The 25,677-nt window shown below is 34.1% G+C and carries 21 protein-coding genes and 2 pseudogenes; 6 read left to right on the top strand and 17 right to left on the bottom strand.

All coding sequences use genetic code 11. The features are described 5' to 3' along the window. Positions 1 to 721 precede the first annotated feature (721 nt). Complete coding sequence (locus tag SBL16_RS06920) at positions 722 to 2,503, bottom strand: cation:proton antiporter (protein WP_107609753.1); 1,782 nt, start codon at positions 2,501 to 2,503, stop codon at positions 722 to 724. A 253-nt stretch (positions 2,504 to 2,756) separates the two neighbouring features. On the opposite strand from SBL16_RS06920, the gene SBL16_RS06915 reads away from it, so the two are divergent. Next, a complete protein-coding gene (locus SBL16_RS06915) occupies positions 2,757 to 3,794 on the top strand; it encodes a hypothetical protein (RefSeq protein WP_202112041.1) in 1,038 nt (345 codons plus the stop codon). A 61-nt stretch (positions 3,795 to 3,855) separates the two neighbouring features. On the opposite strand, the gene mhqD is transcribed toward SBL16_RS06915, so the two are convergent. The 4 genes from mhqD to mhqR all read right to left on the bottom strand — a co-directional run bounded on the left by mhqD (position 3,856) and on the right by mhqR (position 6,851). Next, positions 3,856 to 4,449 (bottom strand): methylhydroquinone degradation carboxylesterase MhqD, encoded by a 594-nt coding sequence (gene mhqD, locus SBL16_RS06910; protein WP_107611640.1) that lies wholly within the window; start codon positions 4,447 to 4,449, stop codon positions 3,856 to 3,858. 15 nt (positions 4,450 to 4,464) lie between these two features. Next, complete coding sequence (locus SBL16_RS06905; protein WP_053016123.1) at positions 4,465 to 5,370, bottom strand: VOC family protein; 906 nt, start codon at positions 5,368 to 5,370, stop codon at positions 4,465 to 4,467. Positions 5,371 to 5,384: 14 nt separating this feature from the next. Beyond that, entirely contained in the window at positions 5,385 to 6,353 is a 969-nt protein-coding gene (gene mhqE / locus SBL16_RS06900; protein ID WP_107611639.1) for a ring-cleaving dioxygenase MhqE, read from the bottom strand. 63 nt (positions 6,354 to 6,416) lie between these two features. After that, positions 6,417 to 6,851, bottom strand: coding sequence for a MarR family transcriptional regulator MhqR (gene mhqR / locus SBL16_RS06895; RefSeq protein WP_011274878.1), 435 nt, complete (start codon positions 6,849 to 6,851; stop codon positions 6,417 to 6,419). Positions 6,852 to 7,028: 177 nt separating this feature from the next. On the opposite strand from mhqR, the gene aldA reads away from it, so the two are divergent. Then, positions 7,029 to 8,456, top strand: a complete 1,428-nt coding sequence (gene aldA, locus SBL16_RS06890; protein ID WP_107611638.1) for an aldehyde dehydrogenase — start codon at positions 7,029 to 7,031, stop codon at positions 8,454 to 8,456. A 48-nt stretch (positions 8,457 to 8,504) separates the two neighbouring features. Here aldA and SBL16_RS06885 read toward each other — a convergent pair whose 3' ends face one another. Beyond that, positions 8,505 to 9,467: a metal ABC transporter solute-binding protein, Zn/Mn family gene (locus SBL16_RS06885; protein WP_107611637.1), complete on the bottom strand. Its 963-nt coding sequence runs from the start codon at positions 9,465 to 9,467 to the stop codon at positions 8,505 to 8,507. A gap of 173 nt (positions 9,468 to 9,640) precedes the next feature. Between SBL16_RS06885 and SBL16_RS06880 the strand changes: the two genes are divergently transcribed. After that, on the top strand, positions 9,641 to 9,922 hold the full coding sequence (locus SBL16_RS06880; protein WP_053016119.1) for a GNAT family N-acetyltransferase: 282 nt from the start codon (positions 9,641 to 9,643) through the stop codon (positions 9,920 to 9,922). A gap of 238 nt (positions 9,923 to 10,160) precedes the next feature. Then, positions 10,161 to 10,967 carry a VOC family protein gene (locus tag SBL16_RS06875; RefSeq protein WP_107611636.1) on the top strand — a complete coding sequence of 269 codons (807 nt, stop codon included), beginning with the start codon at positions 10,161 to 10,163 and terminating at the stop codon, positions 10,965 to 10,967. Between the two features lie 352 nt (positions 10,968 to 11,319). Here SBL16_RS06875 and SBL16_RS06870 read toward each other — a convergent pair whose 3' ends face one another. From SBL16_RS06870 to SBL16_RS06860, 3 genes are all read right to left on the bottom strand, one after another. Beyond that, complete coding sequence (locus SBL16_RS06870; RefSeq protein WP_107611635.1) at positions 11,320 to 12,228, bottom strand: phosphate/phosphite/phosphonate ABC transporter substrate-binding protein; 909 nt, start codon at positions 12,226 to 12,228, stop codon at positions 11,320 to 11,322. A 241-nt stretch (positions 12,229 to 12,469) separates the two neighbouring features. Further along, positions 12,470 to 13,963, bottom strand: a complete 1,494-nt coding sequence (locus SBL16_RS06865) for an aldehyde dehydrogenase family protein (RefSeq protein ID WP_107611634.1) — start codon at positions 13,961 to 13,963, stop codon at positions 12,470 to 12,472. 240 nt (positions 13,964 to 14,203) lie between these two features. Continuing rightward, positions 14,204 to 14,860 carry an NAD(P)H-dependent oxidoreductase gene (locus SBL16_RS06860; RefSeq protein WP_107611633.1) on the bottom strand — a complete coding sequence of 219 codons (657 nt, stop codon included), beginning with the start codon at positions 14,858 to 14,860 and terminating at the stop codon, positions 14,204 to 14,206. Between the two features lie 318 nt (positions 14,861 to 15,178). Here SBL16_RS06860 and SBL16_RS06855 point away from each other — a divergent pair, with 318 nt between their 5' ends. Then, positions 15,179 to 16,171, top strand: a complete 993-nt coding sequence (locus tag SBL16_RS06855) for a D-lactate dehydrogenase (protein WP_037538390.1) — start codon at positions 15,179 to 15,181, stop codon at positions 16,169 to 16,171. A gap of 60 nt (positions 16,172 to 16,231) precedes the next feature. On the opposite strand, the gene SBL16_RS06850 is transcribed toward SBL16_RS06855, so the two are convergent. Both SBL16_RS06850 and srtA read right to left on the bottom strand, forming a co-directional pair. Then, a complete protein-coding gene (locus tag SBL16_RS06850; RefSeq protein WP_107611632.1) occupies positions 16,232 to 17,029 on the bottom strand; it encodes a Cof-type HAD-IIB family hydrolase in 798 nt (265 codons plus the stop codon). Between the two features lie 269 nt (positions 17,030 to 17,298). Then, a complete protein-coding gene (srtA, locus tag SBL16_RS06845; protein WP_107611631.1) occupies positions 17,299 to 17,901 on the bottom strand; it encodes a class A sortase SrtA in 603 nt (200 codons plus the stop codon). Between the two features lie 158 nt (positions 17,902 to 18,059). Here srtA and SBL16_RS06840 point away from each other — a divergent pair, with 158 nt between their 5' ends. After that, positions 18,060 to 18,554, top strand: a complete 495-nt coding sequence (locus SBL16_RS06840) for a GNAT family N-acetyltransferase (protein WP_107611630.1) — start codon at positions 18,060 to 18,062, stop codon at positions 18,552 to 18,554. Between the two features lie 112 nt (positions 18,555 to 18,666). Here SBL16_RS06840 and SBL16_RS06835 read toward each other — a convergent pair. The 6 genes and pseudogenes from SBL16_RS06835 to SBL16_RS06810 all read right to left on the bottom strand — a co-directional run. After that, a pseudogene (locus tag SBL16_RS06835) lies at positions 18,667 to 18,834 on the bottom strand (hypothetical protein); the annotation flags it as partial. A gap of 323 nt (positions 18,835 to 19,157) precedes the next feature. Continuing rightward, a complete protein-coding gene (sdaAA, locus tag SBL16_RS06830) occupies positions 19,158 to 20,054 on the bottom strand; it encodes an L-serine ammonia-lyase, iron-sulfur-dependent, subunit alpha (RefSeq protein ID WP_011274864.1) in 897 nt (298 codons plus the stop codon). Between the two features lie 13 nt (positions 20,055 to 20,067). Continuing rightward, entirely contained in the window at positions 20,068 to 20,754 is a 687-nt protein-coding gene (locus SBL16_RS06825; protein ID WP_011274863.1) for a serine dehydratase beta chain, read from the bottom strand. A 2-nt stretch (positions 20,755 to 20,756) separates the two neighbouring features. Then, positions 20,757 to 21,803: a PTS sugar transporter subunit IIC gene (locus SBL16_RS06820; RefSeq protein WP_016930797.1), complete on the bottom strand. Its 1,047-nt coding sequence runs from the start codon at positions 21,801 to 21,803 to the stop codon at positions 20,757 to 20,759. Positions 21,804 to 22,215: 412 nt separating this feature from the next. Further along, positions 22,216 to 23,703, bottom strand: a pseudogene (gene xylB, locus SBL16_RS06815) (xylulokinase). A 377-nt stretch (positions 23,704 to 24,080) separates the two neighbouring features. Beyond that, entirely contained in the window at positions 24,081 to 25,676 is a 1,596-nt protein-coding gene (locus SBL16_RS06810; RefSeq protein WP_107611629.1) for a gamma-glutamyltransferase, read from the bottom strand. Between the last annotated feature and the right edge of the window lies 1 nt (position 25,677).

Here is a 25,677-nt window from a genome sequence, read left to right as displayed (position 1 = left end):
CAAAAAATTAAAATTGAACGGTTTAGTTAAGTAATGCTTATTTTATTTGTAAATGCTTGACTAATCGTAGGAAAGGGGAGTAGGACAGAAATAATATTTTCTCAAAATTTATCTCGTTGTAACCCCAGCTTGCATTATTGCTTGTAGAATTTCTTTGAGAAATTCTCTTTGCTGGGGCCCCGAACCCCAACTTGCATTGCTTGTAGAATTTCTTTGAGAAATTCTCTTTGCTGGGGCCCCGAACCCCAACTTGCATTGCTTGTAGAATTTCTTTAAGAAATTCTCTTTGTTGGGGCCCCGAACCCCAACTTGCTTTGCTTGTAGAATTTCTTTAGGAAATTCTTTTTGTTGGGGCCCCGCCCGCAAGGATGACTAGAACTGAAAAAAGCTTGATTCAAGCGCATTTTCAAATCACTCAGCTACTGACAAAATGATAAAGTAGGCTGAGACATTTTTTTGTCCCAGCCCTTTTTAAATTTTATTTATTCTTAATAACAGATAGTAATGCACACAAATAGGTAGGGAGTGGGACAGAATTCTTATTAAATTCGTCGTCCCACCCCCGCAAGGATGACTAGAACTGAAAAAAGCTTGATTTAAGTGCATTTTCATTTCAGTCAGCTACTGCGAATTTGCAAAATAGCATCATCATATTATTTATGTCCCAGGCTCTTAAAGAACTACTTTACAATCCTCTAATTAAACATAACTTGAACTATATTCAATACACATCTCTTAAGATGCCATATGTACCTTGATCATATTGTGGTATAGGTTTAGTACTTTTATTAAATGAAACAACACTATTATCATCAACGTGATAAATAATCATATCGTGATCAGTAATTGTGTCGTATTCCTCTGCAAGTACCTCCACAATATTCTTATTACTTATCGTATTATCAAACCATCTTGGACTGTGTGATTCATCAAATAAAATATGATTACGTAACGGACCATTTAAGTTATTACGTGCCTGTTCATCAGTAAATGACACTGGCATCATACTTACATTATTCAATCCAAACTCTGGTACCAATTCATTAAACGCTAAACTATTAAAAATAAACGACTTAGTCATTAATAGACATTTATTATAACGAATTAAATCCGCATATATTCGATCACTACTTGATAATAAATTCCCCTTAAACACTTCAAAGCCAAGTTCTTCTGCCTTCTCCGACGTATTCTCAAACAAATTAAATACCATTATAGGAATATCATGTTCATGCAATTTCATCCCTAGATGGAATGAAAATTCACTCTCTCCTACTATAATAACGCCAGGTGGTTCTGTACTCGCAAGTCCTAGCAACTTACTCAATGGCGTAAAGCTAAAGCCGTAAATAACAACCGTAATAAACACTAATCCAAATGTCACTGGCGTGATATAACTTGCCATTTTCACATGATCATCCATGAATAATCCTCCAAAGAATTGTGCCACAGTTAAAACGACAATCCCTCGAGGTGCCATCATTGCTACAATAGCGCGTTCTCTTTTCGTGATCTCTGTACCTATTGTTGATAATAAAACAGAGATTGGACGTACCAATACAATCATTGCAATCGCAAAAATCACTAATTGCCATGACAAGACATCCATCAATACAGATGACGTTAATGATGAAGTGATTAATATAAAGACGGTAGATACAAGAATTGATGATGCATTTTCAATGAAATGATCTGACTCCTTGTAAATTAAATCATGTCTCTTATAACGTGCCATCATTAAGCCGAAAATGGTAACGGCTAATAATCCGGATTCTTGTAATATTTGGTCACAAATACTAAAGACTAATAAAATAAAGACTAACTGAATCGATGGCATCAAATTTTGCGGAATAAAATCACGTTGAATTAACCAATTGAAAACGAATGATGCTCCGAAGCCAATAATGGCTGTTATAACCATTTTCAAAATAAAGATGAGAATAACTTGGACACCAAAACCTTGCTCAAATATTTGATAAATATAAAACGCTGTTAATGCGAGTATCGGTCCTATTGGATCTAATATGATACTTTCCCATCTTAAAATAGAGTCAACACTCTTACGCACCTTTGCTTGCTTAAGAAGTGGCTGAATGACGGTTGGGCCTGTAATTAAGAATAATCCGCCCATCACAACCGCAACAGAAATTGGAAAATCTAAAATTTTATGTAATGCAATCGCACCGAGCACCCATGATATAGCTGCGCCAACGGTAATAATTCGAATGACCGCTTTAGAAATGCCTCTTAATTCACGAAAGTCTAAATTACTACTTCCTTCGAATAAAATGACAGCTACAGCTAAAGACACAATCGGACTAAATACTTCAGCTCCCAATGTTTCTTGAGGGTTAACTAGTCCCAATATCGGTCCAATCAATAAGCCCACAATCGACATGACTACAATTGATGGCCATTTAATCTGTGTCGCTAACCATTGACTAAATATGCCTAATGCTAAAAATAAGACAATGATTAACATGACAGGTAAATCTAATGACATACCTACACCTTCCTCAATAAGATTCAACTTTTTTAATACTGTATAATACTATCAAACTTTGATTAAGCCTGCATTATTATTTTATAAACAACCTGTTAATGCCTTTTTCGGACACACAATGTTCACTTCGAGTAAACTTTCCTGTTTATTTCTAGTATCTTTTCATCTAAAATAGGTAATTGCGTTTAAATATATGAATTTAGAAATGATTTGAAAGGAAATTTTAATTGTGCAACTTTTTAAAGAGAGTATCATGGTAGCTTTCGCATTTGTTGGTGTTGTCGTTGGTGCTGGTTTTGCTACTGGTCAAGAAATATTTCAGTTCTTCACAAGTAATGGTATCTATAGCATCTCTGGCATTATTGTTACCGGTTTGATTATAACGCTAGCAGGCGTGTTCGTATTAAACACTGGCTTTGTCATTCAATCTCATAACCATTCTGAGTCTATTCGATATTATTTACATCCAATCATTGCACGTATCTTTGATATTATCTTAACTCTATTCTTATTCTCCTTAGCGATGATTATGACTGCGGGTGGTGCGTCAACTATACATGAAAGTTTCGGATTACCTTATTGGTTGAGTTCATTAATTCTAGTGTTAGTCATTCTTATGACGCTATTTCTTAAATTTGAACGTCTGATTACGGTATTAGGTATGGTTACACCGTTCTTAGTCATTGTTGTTTCTACTATCGCTATCTATTATTTTATAACAGGAGATTTAAATTTTAGTGCGGCCAATCGTTTCAATAAACAACATCAATCGCTATCACTTGGTTGGTGGTTTGATGGGTTAAATTATGCAAGCCTACAAATTGCAGCCGCATTTAGTTTTTTAAGTGTTATGGGCGATCGCATGCAGCATCGTCAGTCTGGCTTATGGGGTGGCCTACTTGGCGGCATCATTATCACATTACTGTTATTAATGATTAATTTTGGCCTTGTTACAGAATTTGAACATATTCAATCTGTCGCATTGCCGACACTATTAATCGCAAGTCACATTTCACCATTATTAGGTACAGTGATGTCGATTATAATGGTTCTTGTTATCTATAATACGATTGTTGGTCTTATGTATGCATTTGCTTCTCGTTTTACAGAACCATTTTCCAAAGGGTACTTTGTACTCATTATTATAATGGCTATCATCACGTTTATATGTACATTTATCGGTTTCATTTCTTTAATTGGAAAAGTCTTCCCAATTATGGGATTATTTGGCTTCATACTCCTTGTCCCAATTTTATACCAGGGGTTTAAACACTTAATATTCTCTAAATAAATTAGGAATACATTAAAATGGACACAAAGATGCGAACCTTACATCTTTGAGTCCTTTTCCATTATGAATTCAGTATTTCTTGACCTTTCTGTAATCCAGCTTGTGTAATTTCATGACTATTGACCCATACTTCTGTAACCTGTGCACCCAGTTGCTTAAATAAATTAATAACATGTTCACTTTGATCAATGGATACGATTGGATCATTTTTTCCCATTGATAATAGAACGTCTACATCACTCATATCTTTGCTTGTTGAAGCGTCTATTGGATAAAGTGGTGCAAATAGTAATGCTTTTTTAAACGGTGCTGTGTCACGTAACATTAAGTTAATCGCAATATTTGATCCATTAGAGAAACCAACTAAAGCCGTTCTATTCAATTCAAATTGATACTGTTCAGCCGCTTCATAAATAAAATTTAACAGCCGTTGACCTCTATATTCTAAATCTTCCTCATCGTATACACCTTCAGCAATGCGTTTGAAATAACGATTCATACCATTCTCATTGACTTCTCCACGAATACTTAACAAGTTATAGTTAGGATTTAAAGCTGTTCCAAGTGGAATAAGATCTGTTTCATCCCCACCAGTCCCATGTAACAAAATTAGCGTAGGTGCGTTATCCTTACCTGGTCTATAAATATGTTCCATTTGTCTCACCTCTCCTTAGTACTCATTTAATTTTATTGGCATTAAATGACCTTCTATTTCATATCTTCTTTCTTCGTAAAATGGCGGTAACTGTAGTTGTCTACCTAAATCATCGACGTTTTCATCAATCGTGAAGCCAGGTCCTGCAGTTGCAAATTCAAATATTAAATTGCCAGGTTCTTTCATGTAAATCGCATGAAAATAGAATCGTTCTTTCACATCTGTTACATGCAAGCCTTTATTAAGAAGATAATCACGCCATTGTACATGTACCTCGTCATTTGGTACTGACCATGCAATATGATGGAAGATGCCACCACCCCAACGAACAGGTTGTGGGTTTACAAACTTTTTCACAATAATTTGATGATGCACGCTACCACTCGTTTGATAGTGAACATTGTCATCTGTTTCTTGAATATGTTCTAACCCTAAATCATTTTGCAACAATGCTTCCGTAGCTTGAGGATTAGCTGATAGCATTGTTACGCCATGAAATCCTATGATGTCATTGTTAACACGTTCTTCATCACTTTCAACCATCGCTAATGTTAATCCGTGAATGTCTTCAAATTCTAACGTTGTTTGATTGAATGATTCAGTTTGACGTGTTTGAATCCCATTCATATTTAATTTCATTTCCCAATGTGACATGCTATCTTTTGGTATTCTAAACGCTAATCGTCCAACCTGACCTGAACCGATACGACCTCTATATTGATTTGGCCAATTAAAGAAAGTAAGTACCATATCATGTTGCGCTCTGTCATTTGAGAAATATAAGTGATATGTTTTTGTATCATCATAATTTACTGTCTGTTTAATCAAAGTTAAATTTAATACATTTGTATAGAAATCATACGTTTCTTGAGCATCTCCTACAATCGCTGAAATATGATGAATGTGTGTAATTGGTTCCATAATTCAATACCTCCCTATTTATAACTTTTTCCAGTTGTATCAAACGGACGAACTTGCGCTTCAATCGCTTCTCTTTGTTCCTCTAAAAATGGTGGAAGTGATAATTTCTCACCTAGCGTTTCATAGGGTTCATCACCCATAAAACCAGGTCCATCAGTTGAAATTTCTAACAAAATATGACCGATTCGTGCATACAACGCTTCAAAATAAAAACGATTGACTAAACCGGAGTTTGGTATGCCTAGTTCTTGATATTTCTGCATCCAGTGTTTAATGGCCTCATAATCTTTCACTCTAAATGATGCATGATGAACTTCGCCATATCCTTGAACGGCAACTAGTCCCTCTGAATCCTTTCTTAAAATAACTTGACCACCATTACCACCTTCACCGACTTCAAGCAATGCTACATCTTCTTCATTCATAATTGTTCGCATTCCATATACATTTTCCAATAATTGTTTGAAATCCTCGAAGTAACTAACCGTAATTTCGATTGGTCCTAAGCCATAAATTGCTTTATCCTCTGGAACCGGCCCATTCTTCCATGGTTTACCTGGTGAGACACCGCTGTTGCCTTCATCGGATACTAATTGATAGTCTTGTCCATCCGCCTCTTGAAAAGGCAATACCTTCTTACCTAACACGTTTTGAATACCATCATGTTTTATACCAAACGCTTCAAACCGCTTCATATAGTATGTTAATGCTTCATCACTTGGAACACGAAACGATGGTTTAGTAATCGAATTGGTACCTTTACGTCCTTGAGGAATGCCAGGAAAATCAAAGAATTTCATATCTGTACCAGCTGTCCCCTCATCATCTGCAAAAAATGTATGATACGTTTGAATATCATCTTGGTTTACTGTTTTTTTAACTAGTCTCATACCTAGTACTTCGGTAAAAAATTTATAGTTACGTTCAGCATCATCTGTAATTGCAGTTACATGATGAATACCTAATAAATCATGTTTAGTCATATTAAAAACCTCCATTTATTTCGATTTCGAGATAATTTTAGTTATAAATAAAAGTGCACCGATTTACACTTCAGTAGATTGTGCACTTAATTTTTTGAATGCTTGTTGAATCGTTATCAATTCTTCTTCTGATAGAACTGAGAAGGCTTGTTCCAACGTTGAGGCATGTTGTGGAAATATATCTGCCATAAATTGTTGACCTTTGTCAGTAAGTGTTGCGTTATATACACGCTTATCTAATGGATCTTTATCACGTGTAATCCAACCTTTGTCTTCTAATTGGCTCACAACGTATGAAATACTACTACTCGCGATGAGCACCCTATCTCTAATACGTTGAATAGGTTGTGGACCTTTACTATAGAGTAACTCTAACACTGCAAATTCCGTCACGTTGAGCCCGTAATTCTTCACATCTTGTTGCACGATTTTTTCTAATGTATCTAATGCTCTATTTAGACCAATAAATGCTTTTAATGAATGTTCTGTGCGATCCATTTACTCACCACCTTTAATTTATTTCGATTTCGAGATAAATTGTACACGCGTTTCAATTAATCGTCAATATGTTAGCTCTATTATAATTTCAATATCTATTTATTTCTATCTTTTTTCAAAATGAAATAAGCATGAAAACGGTTGTTACAGGGAATACAAACATTGGAGGTGTCTCAAATGACCAATCAATTATTTATAAATAATGAATTTGTAGAGAGTAAATCTAGTGACACGATGGAAGTCATCAATCCTGCTACAGGAGAAGCATTTGATACCATTACTTTCGCAACTGAGGAAGAAGTTAACGAGGCAATCGAAAAATCTAAACATGCACAACTTGAATGGGAAAAAGTACCAGCACCAACACGTGCAGAGCATGTAAAATTATTAATTCCTTTATTAGAGCAAAACAAAGATGAACTTGCCCAATTATATGTTAAAGAACAAGGTAAAACATTAGCACAAGCTGAAGGTGAAATCGATAAAGCTGTGCAATTTATTGATTATATGACAAGTTTAAGTATGCGTAATAAAGGCGAAGTACTACAAAATAGTGTTTCGAATGAAATGATTCAATTAATTAAAAAGCCAATTGGCGTAACTGCAGGTATTGTGCCATGGAATGCACCAATTATGGTCTTAATGCGTAAAGTGATTCCAGCACTAGTAACGGGATGCTCAATCGTCATTAAACCAAGTGAAGAAACAACATTATTAACGTTAAGATTGGCTGAGCTATTCCGTGCCTCAACGATTCCAGCTGGTTTAGTTCAAATTGTGCCTGGTACTGGCGAAACAGTTGGCACACAATTAGCCACACATAAAGATGTACAACTCATTTCTTTAACAGGAAGTATGCGTGCTGGTAAAGCAGTTTATAAGAATGCAGCAGATACAGTAAAAAAAGTGAATCTTGAATTAGGTGGTAACGCACCTGTCTTAGTTACACCTCATGCTAACCTAGACAAAGCGGTGGACTACATTGTCACAGCACGAATAAATAATGCTGGTCAAGTATGTACTTGTCCAGAGCGTATCTTTGTTCACGAAGATGTTCATGATGACTTTGTAAACAAGGCTAAACAACGTATGAGCGACTTACAAGTCGGCGACCCATTAGACGATAACACCGATTATGGTGCTATTATCAATCAAACACAGTTGGACAGTATTGATGATAAAGTGCAAGAAGCCGTTAATAATAGTGCAGACTTAGTTTTAGGTGGCCATAAATTAGATCGCGCTGGTTACTTCTATGAACCTACAATTCTTGATAATGTTAAAAAAGATGACAGTGCCTTTAAAGAGGAAATTTTTGGTCCTGTTCTAGCAATTACAACTTATAATGATTTCGATGAAGCAATTGATGCCGCAAACGATACAAATGCAGGTTTATCTTCTTATATCTTTTCAGAGAATTTAAAAGAAGTGATGGAAGCTACAGAACGTTTAAAATTCGGTGAAGTTTACGCTAATTGTGAAGCAGAAGAAGTTGTTAATGGTTACCATGCTAGTTGGAGAGAATCAGGTTTAGGTGGTGCAGATGGTATTCATGGTTTCGAAGAATACTATAATACAACGGTAAGCTATATTAGATATGAATAAATAGGTATAAAATATCCCCATCTCCTAATGAAAGGATTGGGGATATTTTTATTGATTCAACGCTTTATCCAACGCTTTAATATTCTTTTTCATGATTGATTGGAAAGTTAAATCTTTGTCGTTAGCTTGTTCTTTAGATAGCACAGACAAATTATTAAAACTTACTGGTTCTGCATTGGTTTCATCACGAATGACATCAGTTATCTTTGAAGTGATATTCTGTTCGTAAAGGATATAAGGTTGCTTCGATTGATTGATTTGTTTAATAAGCGCAAGAATATCCTTTTGACTAGGCTCTTCGTTATTCATACCACTGACACCCTCTTGTTGAAAGTGATAGCGCTCTGCTAAATAACCTAATGAATCATGAGAGATGGTTACTTTTTGTCTTTTAGGATTTTTAGTAATTGTTTTCAAATTATTGTCTAAATCTGTTAAATCTTGATTTAATTTCTTAAAATTTTGTTCATAATATGCTTTGTGTTGAGGATCTCTTTTAACTAAATCATTCTTTATTTTTTCTGCAAAATGCTTGTCTAAGACTGGGTCAAGCCAAACATGCGGGTCGTGACTTTCCTCTTCATGACTATGATGGTGGTCGTGATCTTCATGATCATGGTCTTCTTCAAGCAATGTATGATGATTTAAATCAGCTGCAACTGCTAATTTCATATCATCGTTGGTCATTGATTGCGTAATCGTCTTCGCCACTGGATCTAAGTCATCACTTGAATATATAAATAGATCACTTTTAGCAATATTAATCATATCTCTTTGAGTTGGTTCATATGTATGGGTGTCTGCACCTGGAGGATAAATCGTATCTACATTGACATATTTGCGACCTATTTGTTTGGTGAAACTTTCAAATGCAAATACTGTAGTATAGATATTTATTTTATTGTTGGTTGAAACATCTTTCTTTTTCGCATCCGAATATTGACCTGTGCTACAAGCTGATAAAGCAATACAAATGCACAGGACGATAATGAGATAGCCAATCCTCTTCACACAGAACCCTCCAAAGCGTAATAAATTCGTTTTTAACTATATCTTTAATAATGTAATAATGCAATATCTATGTTTATTATATTATTTAAGATTAAATATTTAATTATAAAATGTTTTAGATTTCTTCAAAAGTGATAGATAGTAATATGACATTATTAAAGGAGTGACGTTTTATGGCACAAGAAATTAAACAAGGACATCAACAATTTTATGTTGGCGAAGATGAACAAAATGCTCAAGCTGTCATTACATTTAAACAAGTAGATAATAATGAAATCGATATTGACCATACTGGTGTAGCTGATGAATTAGGTGGTCAAGGTTTAGGTAAACAATTAGTTGAAGCTGTCGTTAATTATGCACGTGAAAACAACTTAAAAATCATCGCATCTTGTCCATTTGCGAAAGACGTTCTAGAGAAAAATGATGATTATCAAGATGTTTATTTAGGATAATCTATTTCATATTCGTTGACTTACAATTTGAAGTTAACTGAAATGTTTTACAGAATTAGCTTTTAGGCTTGAATGAGGTTTTTATACACCTTTATTTCATTAGTCTAAAAGCTTTTTTGTATGCTTTTAAAGTTTTAAAGCAACTGTCTTGATTAATTTAACAATTAGTAGTATATTTATTATACTTAATATAAATAATAAATAAAGATGACTTATTCATCTTAGGAGGCACTACATTATGAATGCATTTCACACTATTGAAGCAACACAAGTTACTAATATTACATTAAACGTTGAAGACTTAAATAAAATGACAAACTTCTATAAAAATATACTAGGATTTTCAATTAAAGAACAAGACGACAATCATGTCATCTTTAATGTTGGTGCTAATGGTCATACATTAACACTACATTATTTAGAAGATGGTCGCCGTCCTGGATTTAGAGAAGCTGGTTTATTCCATATCGCTTATTTACTTCCAACACGCACAGATTTAGCAAACTTTTTATTCCACGCTAGTCGTTTAAATGTGCCTGTAGGTGGTGGAGATCACCTTGTAAGTGAAGCGTTATACTTTAATGATCCAGAAGGTAACGGCATTGAAGTATATCAAGATCGTCCATCTGAAGATTGGCAATGGGATGGTAATTTTGTAAAAATGGATACACTTGCAGTAGATGCGGATGATTTAATTGCGCAACGTACTGAAGAAGGTTGGAACGGTTGGCCAGCAGATGGCAAAATTGGACATTTACATCTTAAAACACATGATATCGGGCAAGCACGTGACTTTTATGTGGAACAAATAGGTTTAGAACACATTTCTAATTTCCCACAAGCTTTGTTCATGTCTACTCAAAAATATCATCATCATATCGCTACTAATGTATGGCAATCTAACCAAGCTAGAACAGACAACGAGACTACTTATGGCTTAGTTCATTTCGATATATATAAACCAAATGCTAAAGAAGAACATATTACATCTCCTGAAGGCTTTGATATTACAGTTCACAGTGATACAAGTGTCGTTCCAGGATAGAATGATTCATATTTGGCATCGTTTATAAAACATGTCATTTTAAATAGATTTGGGGCGGGACAGAAATAATATTTTTCCAAAATTTATTTCGTGGTCCTGCCCCGACAACAAGGTTGACTTGAATTAAAAAGAAGCTTGCTACAAGTGTATTTTAATTGAGTCAACTACTGCCAATATATATTTGTACAGTCTGGGACATAAATAATATAATAATGCTATTTAGCAAATTCGCAGTAGCTGACTGAACTGAGAAGGCGCTTAAATCAAGCTTTTCTCAGTTCTAGTCATCCTTGCGGGGGTGGGGACGACGAATTTTAAAAGAATTCTGTCCCACTCCCTTAATCTTATATTTTTATTCCTCAACAAGTTTTCTATACTTTCTTACTGTATCAAAGTCACTATCTTTTGCTTTTTCATAGCCTTGATGCCCATAAATATCTGTAAGAATTTTCTTACCCTTTTCAGATTTACTAATATCTAAAAAGGCATTACTGATTTTTGTTTTCCACTGTTTACTCATATCACCACGCACAGAAATCGTATCATTTGGTATCTTATCCGTGCGATAAATCACTTTAGTGTCTTTATATATTTTTGGATAATCTTGCTTTAAATCAGCACGTGCATCTTGATATGTAGCTACAGCATCCACATCTCCGTTTAATAATGCAATCAATGCTTGATCATGCCCTTTAATTTGAGCAATTTTGATATCATTCTGATTAACATTAACTTTTTTTAAGCTTGCCATTGGATAAATATATCCTGAAGTAGATTCTGGGTCTTGTAAGCCTACTTTGGCCCCTTTTAAATCTTTTAACTTATGTAAATGACTGTCTTTACGAACTACGATTTGTGAGCGATAATAATCGACTAATTTATTAGTTGGATTACCTTTATTATCTACTAAATAACCTTTGGACTTCAACAGAACATCTGCAGCACCTTTGTCATGTGCGATGGTATAAGACACTGGTGAAATAAATGCAACATCCACTTTCTTTGATCTTAAAGCTTCTACCATTGCATTATAATTAGTTGCCACATGTACTTTAACTGGAATGCCTAATTCCTTTGACAACTGTTGCTGTAACGGTTTCACTTTAGCATTCAACGTTTTTGAATTTTGGGATGGTACAAATTCTACTTTTAATTCTTTTGGTTCATGGTCTTTCGAATGTTTCTCATCATGTTTAGAACAACCACTCAGGGTGAGTACTAATACTATAAAACTAATTAATAATACATGTAATTTTTTCATTATTTTTCCTTTTGCAAAATATAGACTTTAAAGACTTAAATTGTATTATAACTTATTTAATTTAAAAAAAGTCTCAATCTATCAATTTCTAAATAAAACTTTTACAATGTGCAATTTGTAACTAAATCATATACGCTTATCTTTTAAACTCATAAAAAGAGCTACCTGCAAAGTCTCAGCTTTGCAGATAGCTCTCATTCAATTTAAATGATATTCATTTTTTATTTATAAACTAACTATCTTAGTATAATCCTTTTGTTTGATTGCTAGTATCAATGAAGATATTTTTAACTTGTTGATAGTTTTTAATAGCGTCTTTATAAATTTCACGACCGATACCAGATTTTTTATATCCACCGAATGGCGCACCAGCTGGGAATTGGTTATAAGTGTTAATCCAAATACGACCAGTTCTCATCGCTTTAGCAACATTTAATGCACGGTTAATATTAGTCGTAAAGATACCACCAGCTAAGCCGTATTCTGAATCATTCGCAATTTTAATTGCTTCAGCTTCATCTTTAAATTTTTCTACTACTACAACTGGTCCGAAAATTTCTTCTTGTGCTAATTGATGACTATTATCTTTAATTTCGATGATTGTAGGCTCGAAGAAGTATCCTTTGTCACGTCCATTATCTGTTAAGCGATGACCACCTGTTAAGATATTTGCATTTGAATCTTCTTCTGCAATTTTTACGTAGCTTTCAATTTTTTCAAGTTGTTCTGGGCCAGTTTGAGCACTCATTTTAACGTCTTCATCAAATGGGTCTCCCACTTTGATATTTTCGAAAGCTTCTTTTAATTTAGGCATTACTTTATCATAAATTGAAGATTGTACTAATAAACGTGAACCAGCACTACATACTTCACCTTGGTTAAATAAAATACCTAATTGCGCACCTTCAACAACTTGATCTAAGTTTGCATCGTCAAAGATGATATTAGCACTTTTACCACCTAGTTCTAATGTAGTTGGAACGATACGTTCAGCACCTGCTTTCGCAACGCCGTAACCAACGTCTGTTGATCCTGTAAATGATAATTTGTTTACACCTTCATGATTGAAGATTGCATCGCCTGATTCTGAACCTTTACCAGTTAATACGTTTACGACACCTTTAGGTAATACTTCTTGGAAGATCTTCGCAAGTTCAATTAATGATAACGGTGTAGAAGAAGATGGTTGAATCACAATTGTATTACCCGCAGCTAATGCTGGTGCTAATTTCCATGACGCTAATAAAATTGGGAAGTTCCATGCAACTACAGCACCAACAACACCTACTGGTTCATTGACAACTAAACTCATTGTATTCTCATCAATTTCATTGACTGAACCTTCGTCTGTTGTTAATACACTCGCAAAATATTTAAATTGATTTGCTGTTAATGGCACATCAATTGTTGACGTTTCTCGATAAGGCTTACCATTTTGTAACGATTCAATTGTCGCGAAGTGTTCCACTTTTTCATGAATTCGACGACTAATTTCTAATAAATAGTCCGCACGTTCTTCTTTAGATGTTTTACTCCAACTGTCAAAAGCATCTTGCGCAGCTTGTACTGCTTTATCAACATCAGATTTACTTGCTTTAGCTACTTTAGCTAAATCTTCACCATTCGCAGGGTTAGTTACAGTTAATGTGTCTCCACTTTCGCTTGCTTGAAATTCACCGTTGATAAATAAACCGTATTGTCCCTCTATGAAATCTCTAACGTTTACTTTTGCCATTTTTCATCATCCCTTTATAAAAATTTATGAAAAACCTTATGTGCGTTGTGTTTACATTGTAATGTAAGCGTTTACTTAAAACTACTATCATTTTACCTTATTTACATTTTTAAATACACTAACTTGCTTGTAATATTTTTCCGTGTATTAAGCTCTTTAAACATCATTGATTCTAATTATAGAATCTATCACTTATGGATAATAAAAAAGAGAGTCTTTGCTCTCCTTTTTGATTCTATATTAAATCCATTCAATAACGTCTTCGGCGGGTTGACGAACTTTATCTTTTGGTTCTTCTTTTCGATAACCAAATGCAACCATAACTGATGGTGCGAAATGTTCCGTATCGATAACTTTTTCTTCAGCTAAGATTTCAGTAACTTTATCTAAATCAAATCCTTCCATAGGACATGAATCAATTCCTAATAATGCTGCTGAAGTCATCATGTTAGCTAATGCAATGTAAGTTTGTTTACTTGCCCAGTCTAATAACGTTCGCTCATTATCGTTAATATGGAAATTCGTTTGGAAATTATTAAATTTATCTTCAACTGCTGGAATCGTACTTTCTTCGTATTTTTTAATACCTCGAATTATATGTTGTACGTATTCTGAGTCTGCAGTGACATTTTTGCGTGCAAGAATAATAACGAAACGACTTGCTGTATTTAATTGCTTTTGTGCTCCCCAACTGTAAGGTTTTAATTTTTCTTTTAAATCTTCATTCTCAATAACAACAAAACGCCAAGGTTCTAATCCTAGTGAACTAGGTGATAAACGACCTGTTTCTAATATTGTGTGGAAGTCTGACTCACTAACTTTCTTTTCAGGATCAAATTCCTTTGTTGCATGTCTAAAATTAAATGCGTTGATTATTGTCTCTTGCATTGAACTCATGAAATATATCCTCCTTAGATAGTACTAATTTGATTATAAAGTACGTTTCCTTTAGCCTAAAGTTATACGCTTACAAAACTTATCATTAAAAAATAAATGAAAATTTACTATTTTTATGTGAATTTTTTAACAATCGAAAAATAAATTTCATATTGCCTATTGATTTGTGAATAAATTCACAATATAATATATTTGTAAGTTAAGTAATAGAGATGTTTTAAATCATTATTCCTATTAATAATTCACATTTCTATAGACAACTTAAGAAAACTTATTTATTAATTATAAATTCATACAAAATGAAGTGAGGTTATTAAAATGACAAAAATTATGTTTTATGGAACTCGTGATTACGAGAAAAATGACGCTTTAAACTGGGGTAAAGCGAACAATGTTGAAGTTGTTACAACTGAAGAAATTTTAAGTGAAGATACAGTTGATTTAGCTAAAGGTTTCGATGGTGTTACTACAATGCAATTTGGTAAATTAGCAGACTCTGTTTACCCTAAACTTGAAGAATATGGTATTAAACAAATTGCTCAACGTACTGCTGGTTTCGACATGTACGATTTAGAGTTAGCTAAAAAACATGGCATTATCATTTCAAATGTACCTAGTTATTCACCAGAAACTATTGCTGAATATTCAGTTTCTATCGCTTTACAATTAGTTCGTCGCTTCCCTGCAATTGAAAAACGTGTTCAAGAACATAATTTCAAATGGGCTGCACCTATTATGTCTACCCCTGTTAAAAATATGACAGTAGCTATTATCGGTACAGGACGTATTGGTGCTGCAACTGGTAAAATTTATGCTGGTTTCGGAGCTAAAGTTGTAGGTTATGATGCATACCCTAACAATTCATTAGACTTCTTAGAATATAAAGATACAGTTGAAGAAGCAATTGCTGATGCTGATATCATTTCATTACATGTTCCAGCGAATAAAGAAAGTTTCCACTTATTCGATGCAGATATGTTCTCTAAAGTTAAAAAAGGCGCAGTATTAGTTAATGCGGCTCGTGGTGCTGTAATTGATACACCTGAATTAATTAAAGCTGTTAATGACGGTACATTATATGGTGCTGCTATTGATACTTATGAAAACGAAGCGCCGTACTTTACTTATGATTGGACAGGAAAAGAGATCGAAGATGAAACTTTATTAGAATTAATTAAACATGAAAACATTTTGGTCACTCCACATATCGCATTCTTCTCTGATGAAGCTGTGAGAAATTTAGTTGAAGGCGGATTAAACGCAGCATTATCAGTTATTAATACTGGTAAATGTGAAACTCAATTAAACTAAGATATGTGTTTAATAAATAAAAAGGAGAATTCTCAAAGTTGAGAGTTCTCCTTTTTTAAGCTATTTTAATACTTCTTGCTCTATAATTTGTAATACCCCTTGCTCATCATTACTTGGAGCAACTGCCTTGGCAACTTCAAATAGTGATTCATCATGACTATTAGCCATTACATAACTGTGCTCGGCTAATTCAAGCATGTCCTTATCATTGTTAGCATCTCCAAATGCCATCAAATCAGAAGCAGACATATGCCACTCTTCCAATAAACGTTGAAGCGCTTGTCCTTTTGTCATATTAGGCATAATAATATCAATACTATCATGTCCACTCGATACAAGTTTAATAGTATTGCTAAACTTTTCTTCTAAATCAGTATCAAGTGTTGAATGCGTATCTCGATTAATATTTAACGCAATCTTGACATATTCATCATCCGGTAATGGTTGAAAAGAATCAATTTCCTCTAACTGATGATAGTAGAAATGCGCATCTTCCTTAAATGCTTCACTCGTGTCTTTCAATATATAGGCACTCTTTAATCCGCAAACTATAAATTCTTTAATATTTCTATCGATATTTAAATAATCGACAACTTCTTTGTAGTCTGTTTGATTGAAGCTTCGATAATTATATAAGTCTTTACCTTTGTAAATAACCGCACCATTTTCAGAAATAAAGAACATATCTCTTTCTCCAAATATAGATTGTAATTTAGCAAATTGATTTCCACTTGCAGCAATGAATTCTATATTGCGTTCTTTCAATGCTTTAAATATCTTCTCAAAACGGTCTTTATCATAATTCTTTTTAGAATCTAAAAATGTACCATCCATATCTACTGCAATAGCTTTAACCATGTGCAATCCCCCTAGTCCGTTGTATTCACATTTATTATATATGTCATCTAATTAGGGTTGAAGTTCACACTAACATGATGAAACTATATTCACATTCTGAAATTAAATACAATTAATAAAAATAGCATGATGATTTCTAATGCTAAATTTAAAGGAGTGACACAAGATCTATATTAGACGTCTTGTATCACTCCTAATGACTTAGCATTTATGTTTTATGTAACGATTGGTATTTATTAAAGATCTATTTCAAATTTTTTAAAATATATTTATTTAACTTGTTTCGCTACAAAGATTTTACGTTTTTCCCAAACACCGGTTTGCTCATTGTAATCATCACATGTGATTAATGTTAATTGATTCTTTTCACCTTTGTGTTCATCTAATACTTCAACTTCGTCTGGATTGACATCACGTATACTAGTCATTTTATATTCGCGTGTTTCATTTCCTATCTTGAAGTATACTTTGCTACCTTTTTTAGCTGCTTTTAAGTTTGTGAATTGGTAATGTGGTCTATCGGTAAATGTATGACCTGCGATTGATATATTTTGATCACTTAGCGATTCATCTTTCTCAGCGAAACTTACACCACGATTTAACTGTTCTGGTGTCGCTGGTCCAGGATACACTGGTTCTTTAATCTCTGCATCTGGCACTGATATATACCCTGCCATTTTAATTTTATCCTTAGGAATGGTTGGTGTTTGTTTATTGCTAGACTTATCCTGTTTATCATATTGTTCTATTTTGTTGTCGTTATCTTTTTCATGTAAATAATTATCGATATGTGGTTTAGCAAATAGATACACTGCTACTAAGATGAGTATGACACCAAGTATCGTCATCAATCGATTAATCCAATTCTTCATTATGTGTTACTCCTTTAACGTGGCTTTCTTAGGTCATAGTATATCATGTTTATTTCGTAAGTTTAATTTAATTTATCGTGTCATATTTAATTACATATAGTTGCAACAATTGAAATCTCGTTTTAAACTGATACAAACTTAGAAAAGTAGGTGCCATAATGATTAGAGAAGCAAAAATTGAAGATTTACCGGCAATACTATCAATCTATAATGATGCAATATTGCATACTACAGCTGTTTACACATACGATATTCAAACTTTAGATGAACGTAAAGCTTGGTTTGACATGAAGAATAAAGCAAATGAACCTATATATGTATTTGAACAAGCTGGCAAGGCTGTTGGTTTTGCGACTTACGGTCAATTTAGAAACTGGCCGGCTTACTTATATTCTATTGAACATTCGATTTACGTAGATAAATCAAATCGAGGCAAAGGCATTGCTTCTCAATTATTACAACATCTTATTGAAGATGCTAGAGATAAAAATTATCGTACTATTGTAGCTGGTATCGATGCTTCCAATGATAGCAGCATCAAATTACATGAAAAGTTTAACTTCAAACATGCAGGTATCATTCAAAATGTTGGCTACAAATTTGATCGCTGGTTAGATTTAGCTTTTTACCAATATGATTTGCATGACAAATAAAAAAGTAAGTGAGTCCCTTTTACTCACTTACTTTTCTTTTATCGTCTTTTTCAAAAAAGTCTTCCTTCTCATGAAAGAATTCTTTCTTAAATAAAGTTTCTATTTGTTTCCTCTTTTTCTCCGCAATCACAAAACCCACATAATAAAACAGGAATACAATAATCATACTTAGTGACATTGATTGTAATAAGAGATTCTCCCATGTTCCCTCAACTGTCCATAACTGTGTAATGGTTGTGTTAGTCACGAATATAAAAAAGATGATACATAACCTTAGCATATCATCATCCCCTTTTCGGCTATTTTAAACGTATTAGTGAAATTTTGCAATAACTTTTTTAATTTTCTGATAAATATATGGAAGTAGAACATATCTAATATATTCTCAAAATTGAATTCGTTTTAACCCCAGCTTGCTTAGCTTGTATAATTTCTTTATGAAATTCTCTTTGCTGGGGCCCCGACTAGATTTGAATATACATAATTCAAAGCATTTTCAAATCAGTCTGCTACTGCCAGAATGATAAATCTGTCATAAGGATTAAAAAAGCCATTCTCAAATGTCATATTGACATTTAAGAATGGCTTCTAATTTAAGTTATATTATGAAAAGCTATTAACTTCAGCTTCACCAAAGATTTTACGTTTGATTGCTTCACCTGTTGGTGTACCTGCTAAACCACCAAGTCCTGTTTCTCTTAATTCAGCTGGTAAGCCACGTCCTACTTTATCCATAGCTTCGATAACTTCATCTACTGGAATTCTACTTTCAACACCAGCTAATGCTAAGTCTGCAGAAATTAATGCGTTACCAGAACCAATTGCATTACGCATTACACAAGGAATCTCTACTAAACCTGCTACTGGGTCACAAACTAGACCTAGTAAATTACTAATCGCTAATGCCATAGCGTGACCAGATGCTTCCGGTTCGCCACCGAAGATTGATACTGCAGCTGCTGCTGCCATTGCTGAAGCTGAACCTACTTCTGCTTGGCAACCTCCTGTAGCACCTGCAACACTTGCATTGTTAGCAACAACGCGACCAAATAATGATGAAACGAATAAGAAATCAATCATTTGTTCTTCTGTAAGGTCATGTGTTTTTTCTAATTTAAATAATACGCCCGGAATCGTTCCGGAGGATCCAGCTGTTGGAGTTGCACAAATGATACCCATAGCTGCGTTTACTTCATTAGTAGCAACCGCACCTTTAACTGCTTCAACCATTTCATGTCCTGATAAGGCATGATTATTCTCGTTATATTTAGCAAGTTTAATGGCATCTTGACCAGTATAACCTGTTACACTTTTAACGCCTTCGCCAGTTGATCCTTTAATTACGGCATCTCTCATGACGTCTAAATTTTGTTTCATTGTTTCTCTAACTTCGTCACGCGTCTTGCCTGAAAGTTCCATCTCTTCTTGAATCATAATATCTGCAAAAGACATTTTATTTTCGACTGCGTAGTCTATAGTTTCTCTAATTGAATCAAACATCTTTAATCCCCCTCTATTTAATATAGGATATATTTAAGTGACTATATTTTTCTTTAATTTGATCTAACGTTGATTCAGATAATGCTTTGTTTAGTGGTAATACTGCTAAACTAAAATTATCGCCCGTTTGTGTCATTTCCTCTTTAATGTCTGCACCAAGTTCATTCACATCATTGATAAAGTGATTAACTTCTGATTTATTTGCCGCTCCATCCATTTCTAGGATAGGTAAACCATAGTTAAAATCAATGTCTAGTCCTTCTACACTGATGCGTTTTAATTTGATTGTACCGCCACCAATTGAGTTACCAATTACTTCGATGTGACGACCATTTCCTTCTGCAACAAGATACGCACAGTTAGGATGCTCACCAATACTGTCGCCTTCTTCTTCGATAATATTTACTTCGATGTTTTGATCTTTTGCGATTGCTAATGAACTCTTAATACGACTATCGAATGTGCTATAGCCCATTGCACCACCAACGATAGCTAAATCTGTACCGTGTCCTTGATGTGTTTGAGCAAAGGATTCGTAATAATGAATTGTTAATTTATCTGGCTGCATACCACCTAATACTGCATAAGCAGCATTACCGATTTTAACTGCACCTGCTGTATGAGAACTTGAAGGTCCCATCATTACAGGGCCAATAATATCAAATGCACTTTGATAATCGTAGCTTTTTTTAGTAGCCATAATTAAACACTCTCCTTAGGTTGTTTCTGTTTACTAGGCAATTTTATACTCATATTCATTAGGTTGAATTTTTTAATTAACGTACTGAAGATAAATGCTAATACCACACTTACTACTGCAACGACGATGATTGTAATAATTGATTTTGTAGCATCGTTAAATCCGAATAATACGATTGCACCTGCAATTGGTGTTGCCATACCTTTAACACCGATTACGAGTCCACTAAATGTAACGATACAAGCGTTTACAACACCGATAATTGCGTTCGTGCCATATAATTGTAGAGGGTATTTTGCGATTAAATCGATTTGTGTTAATGGTTCAACAAATACTGCGAATGCTTTTGATTTACTTCCGCCAATATTAAGTCTGCTAAATAATACATAGTTAACAAATGATGAACCAGTACATGTTAAAGCACCGATAGCCATTGGTATACCAGTTAGTCCTAATAAGCTAGTTAATACCATTGAACTTAGTGGTGTCATACCCGTTACTGGAATTACTAATCCTAAAATAATTGCTAATGCGTATGGATTGCTGTCTCCTACTGATGTAACTGCACCACCGATTTGAGTTAATACAGCCATAACCCCTGGGCTAATAACTGTAGCTAAGCCAAATACAAGTGCTGGAGCAATTAAAATCACAGCAATTAAGTCCAACCCTTCTGGGACTTTTTTCTCGATAAATTTAATACCGAATGAAATAATATACGCTGCTATAAATGCTGGTAATAATTTAAAGTCGTGTAATACTAGTCCTATGATTACTGCAAAAACAGGTGAGATGCCCATTTTCAAGCCAGTTAAGATACCTACTGCAACACCTGCAAGGCTTCCTGCTAAATCTCCTATTGTTTGTAAAAACTCGATATGGAATACGCCACCAATAGCGTAACTTAGAAATGCTTGTGGTAAGAAAGTTGCACAAGCAGCTCCTGATAAAGCTTGTAGTCCTTGTTTACCATATGGCGCAAAGTTTAAGAATAGCGTCATAACGATAAGCACTAATACGAGTGTTCCTACTCCTAAAATGATATTCATTCCCCAAAACCTCTTTCTATTTATTTAACAACCATAGTCATACTACACCCTGTAGAAAACGATTTCAAGACATATTCAGTGACAAAAAAATAAAATTGTGAAATAAATCACATTTAGAGACTTTTTGAGGTTAAAATATTTTTAGTTTTAAATTTTTTGAAAATAAATAAATAATATGTGTTATTTTACACTAACGCAAACTGCTTTGTAAACCTTTTCAACAGCGTATTTATTATTTGAAATTTCGGTTAAATTGTATACATTTCTTTGTTGATATTTTCACTTTAACGTGACAACTAATCATTACATAACAAATTGCTCACATTTAAAATTGTTGCAAAATTGAAACGATTTAGTTTTAAACATAATAAAGCTGGAACAACCATTGCTGCTCCAGTTTATTATGATTGAATTAATCTTCAATTTTTAATAATGCTTCAGTTAATTGATGTGTTTGACGGTAAATATCTTTATATACTTTATAATATGCTTCATATTGTGCGTGTCTTTTAGCGTCAGGTTCAAATGTTTAAGCAATATCTATAAACTTATCTACACATTCATCGAAACTTTCGAACCATTTCAGTCCATATGCTGCAATCATCGCAGCGCCCATGCTAGGCCCCTCTTCATGTTTTAGCTTTCTTATTGTAGCATTAAAGATATCTGCTTGCATCTGCAACCAAAATGAACTTTTCGCACCGCCACCAATAGAAGTAATATGCGTAATCTCTTTACCAGCTTCTCGCATTAATTGTATAGAGTCATATAACGAGAAGGTAATACCCTCTAATACTGCTCTAGCAAAATCCGCCCTATTATGGCTACCACTAATACCAATAAAGCTTCCTCTTATAAATGCATCTCCATGTGGCGTCCGTTCGCCTGCTAAATAAGGTGCGAATAATAAGTGATTAGAACCAATCGTTGACGTACTTGCTTGTTGAACGATATCGTCAAAGCTCTCATGTTCAAAGAACGTTTGTTTAAGCCAATTTAAACTGTAACCTGCTGCTAAGGTTACGCCCATAGCATAGAATGTTTGTGGAACGCTATGATCAAAGAAATGTATGTTGTTCTTGTATTCAGTGTAGCCTTCGCTCTCAACGTTGAGTACAACACCTGATGTCCCGATACTACAAAGCGTATCGTTACCATTAATGATACCTGCACCAATGGCACCACATGCGTTATCTCCACCACCAGCATAAACCTTCACAGGAGCTTTGAAACCAAGCTCTTGTTCTAATTCTGAACGTACTACTCCAACTTCCTCTGTTGAACGTACTAAAGGTGGATAAATATCACCGATGCCTAATCGTTCACCTACATCTCTAGTCCAATCATGTGTTTTTGGACTTAATAGTAATGTACTGGCTGCATCAGAATATTCCATGTGAATATGACCTGTTAAACAATAGCGTACGTAATCCTTAGGCAATACGAAGACACTTACTTGTTCCCAAAGTGATGGCTCATTTTGTTTCATCCAAAGCATTTTTGGAAGTGTGAATCCTTCAAGAATAGGGTTACCATTCAATCTTTCTCCATATACTTCTTTGATTTGCGCACATTGTTCAGAGTTACGGGTATCATTCCATAGAATGGCATGTCGTACAGGTTTATATTCGCTATTTAATGGCACTAAACCATGCATTTGTCCTGAGAACGAGATCCCTTTGACAGTATAATTCGCCATTTCAGGCACTTCATTAATATATTTAATACCTTTCTTAACCGCTTCAAACCATTCTTCAGGATCTTGCTCACTATAACCGGCACGATCTTGTATCAACGTTAAAGGTTCACTCGTTGATGCAATTACTTCTCCTTGTCGATTAACAGCTATAATTTTAACTGCACTCGTACCTAAGTCTATTCCTAATACTACATCTTCCATAACCATTCCACCTTTGTCCATCATTATAAGAGGCGCTCATCTTACATATCAAGTAAACAATTCAATATATATTTATTTTATATAATTTTAATATTAAATTCTATAACCTATATATTCATCATATCGATTTTAATGATAATTTCAATAGTAAACTATGATTTCAATTCTTATCCCTTTATTCCTATTTAGAAAAAGGGAGTGGGACAGAATTCTTTTTAAATTCGTCGTCCCACCCCCGCAAGGATGACTAGAACTGAAAAAAGCTTGATTTAAGCGCATTCTCAGTTCAGTTAGCTACTGCGAATTTGCAAAATAGCATCATCATATTATTTATGTCCCAGTCTCCCAAAAAATATTATTTTGCTTTTACCAAACCATTATCTATTACCAACATCTTGTCCGATTTCAACAGTTTGATCATTTTTATTATATATTGCACCTTGAACACTACCAAAGTTTGCGTCATTACGTTTTTCTTTAACACCATATCCCATACTCTTGAATGTATTGATATCTTCATCACTTGTCGCATTTTCATAATAGACTGTACCACCATCGTTATAAAAACGTGGTTTATCAATAGATTCTTGTAGAGTACCGTCACCTCTTAAATAGTCAATCAACACTTCATTTAAGATGGTAGGAATTTTGTTTCCACCTGGTGTACCAATACCCATATAGAAATCCGGACCAACAACAATGGATGGTGATGTATAAGAACGTGGTGCTTTATGTTTTCCACCATAGTTTGGACTATTAGGATCACTTGAGAAGTTTGTTAAAGAGTTGTTCATATAGAAACCTTGTTTAACAAATTTACCAGAACCAAAGAAACTAGATAGTGTATTTGTAGTACTAGCAAGCTTACCATTCTTATCAATGACAACAAAATGAGTTGTACTCGTCGTATCTAATGACGTATCAAAATCACTATTCATTTCATTACCGCCACTATTTACATTATTTAAATTGTCTAATAAATAATTTTCCGATAAGTGTGAGTCGTTATTCGCTTCCTGACCATTAACAATATCTCTATTTCGGTACATTACATCACGTGATTTAATAATGCCATTGATATAATCTGTTCTATCATTATTTGAATTGGCACTTTCATCAATTTTTAAACCTTGTAACATTAAAACCCCACCTAAAGGATTTGATGCAGAGTATATTGTATTATTTAAATATTTAGTTGATACTGGTTTCTTTTCTTCAGTTTTAAATGTTGAAAAGTCCTTCTCAATTAATTCACTATCAACTTGCTTAGATACACTTTTAGCAATATCCTTATAGAAATATTTAGGCCCCTTATCTCTAATACCTTTAAGTGTTTTAGCTAAAGCGGGCTGTTTAACTACATCGCCTTCACGTACTGTACGTTTTCCTTTGAAGAAAGGTGAATTTCGATCGATATCAGAACCGTAGATTTTCAAACTACGTTCTAATTCTGAATCAACTTCGAAGCCATCTTCGGCTAATGGTACGATGTAACTAAAAATTTTCTTCTCATCCATTTTACCTTCTCGTTGATGCATATCATGCATACCTTGCACAAATCCAGGTGTACCAATTTCATCGCCTTTCTTATAATTATAAGAAGATAGCGTTTTATATTCGTACATCTTTGGTTCTTCGCCTTCGTTACCATTATATGTAAGCGTGGCACCACCGCCACCTAAACCTGAAGAATGTGGCTCTGTTACCGCTAGCGCATAAGAAACACCCATAGCTGCATCTACTGCATTACCACCATCTTCAATAATTTTATTACCGACACGCGTGGCAATCGCATTATTAGATGCTACACCATATTTCTTTTTACTGCCAGATGATTTATGATCTGCAATTTTATTTTCGAATAATGTATCTTTATCAGGTCTGTCTTCTTTATTAAAGTAGTAAAAGACGAATGATATTAAAATGGTGATAACTAAAATGACTGATAATGTCACTTTACTATAAATATTCATA

It is taken from the genome of Staphylococcus sp. NWU MK-U1 (assembly GCF_033283505.1).
In the GTDB taxonomy this organism is placed as follows: Bacteria; Bacillota; Bacilli; order Staphylococcales; family Staphylococcaceae; genus Staphylococcus; species Staphylococcus haemolyticus.
This window is presented reverse-complemented; position numbering and strand designations above follow the sequence as displayed.

Bases quoted from the DNA above. Each gene is read 5' to 3' on its own strand.
- SBL16_RS06875 (WP_107611636.1), top strand. From the start codon at position 10,161: ATGAATGCATTTCACACTATTGAAGCAACACAAGTTACTAATATTACA.
- SBL16_RS06840 (WP_107611630.1), top strand. From the start codon at position 18,060: ATGATTAGAGAAGCAAAAATTGAAGATTTACCGGCAATACTATCAATC.
- srtA (WP_107611631.1), bottom strand. From the start codon at position 17,901: ATGAAGAATTGGATTAATCGATTGATGACGATACTTGGTGTCATACTC.
- mhqD (WP_107611640.1), bottom strand. From the start codon at position 4,449: ATGGAACATATTTATAGACCAGGTAAGGATAACGCACCTACGCTAATT.
- SBL16_RS06870 (WP_107611635.1), bottom strand. From the start codon at position 12,228: ATGAAAAAATTACATGTATTATTAATTAGTTTTATAGTATTAGTACTC.
- SBL16_RS06850 (WP_107611632.1), bottom strand. From the start codon at position 17,029: ATGGTTAAAGCTATTGCAGTAGATATGGATGGTACATTTTTAGATTCT.
- SBL16_RS06920 (WP_107609753.1), bottom strand. From the start codon at position 2,503: ATGTCATTAGATTTACCTGTCATGTTAATCATTGTCTTATTTTTAGCA.
- SBL16_RS06855 (WP_037538390.1), top strand. From the start codon at position 15,179: ATGACAAAAATTATGTTTTATGGAACTCGTGATTACGAGAAAAATGAC.
- SBL16_RS06915 (WP_202112041.1), top strand. From the start codon at position 2,757: ATGGTAGCTTTCGCATTTGTTGGTGTTGTCGTTGGTGCTGGTTTTGCT.
- SBL16_RS06905 (WP_053016123.1), bottom strand. From the start codon at position 5,370: ATGGAACCAATTACACACATTCATCATATTTCAGCGATTGTAGGAGAT.
- SBL16_RS06880 (WP_053016119.1), top strand. From the start codon at position 9,641: ATGGCACAAGAAATTAAACAAGGACATCAACAATTTTATGTTGGCGAA.
- SBL16_RS06865 (WP_107611634.1), bottom strand. From the start codon at position 13,963: ATGGCAAAAGTAAACGTTAGAGATTTCATAGAGGGACAATACGGTTTA.
- SBL16_RS06820 (WP_016930797.1), bottom strand. From the start codon at position 21,803: ATGAATATCATTTTAGGAGTAGGAACACTCGTATTAGTGCTTATCGTT.
- sdaAA (WP_011274864.1), bottom strand. From the start codon at position 20,054: ATGTTTGATTCAATTAGAGAAACTATAGACTACGCAGTCGAAAATAAA.
- mhqE (WP_107611639.1), bottom strand. From the start codon at position 6,353: ATGACTAAACATGATTTATTAGGTATTCATCATGTAACTGCAATTACA.
- mhqR (WP_011274878.1), bottom strand. From the start codon at position 6,851: ATGGATCGCACAGAACATTCATTAAAAGCATTTATTGGTCTAAATAGA.
- SBL16_RS06825 (WP_011274863.1), bottom strand. From the start codon at position 20,754: ATGGCTACTAAAAAAAGCTACGATTATCAAAGTGCATTTGATATTATT.
- SBL16_RS06810 (WP_107611629.1), bottom strand. From the start codon at position 25,676: ATGAATATTTATAGTAAAGTGACATTATCAGTCATTTTAGTTATCACC.
- aldA (WP_107611638.1), top strand. From the start codon at position 7,029: ATGACCAATCAATTATTTATAAATAATGAATTTGTAGAGAGTAAATCT.
- SBL16_RS06860 (WP_107611633.1), bottom strand. From the start codon at position 14,860: ATGAGTTCAATGCAAGAGACAATAATCAACGCATTTAATTTTAGACAT.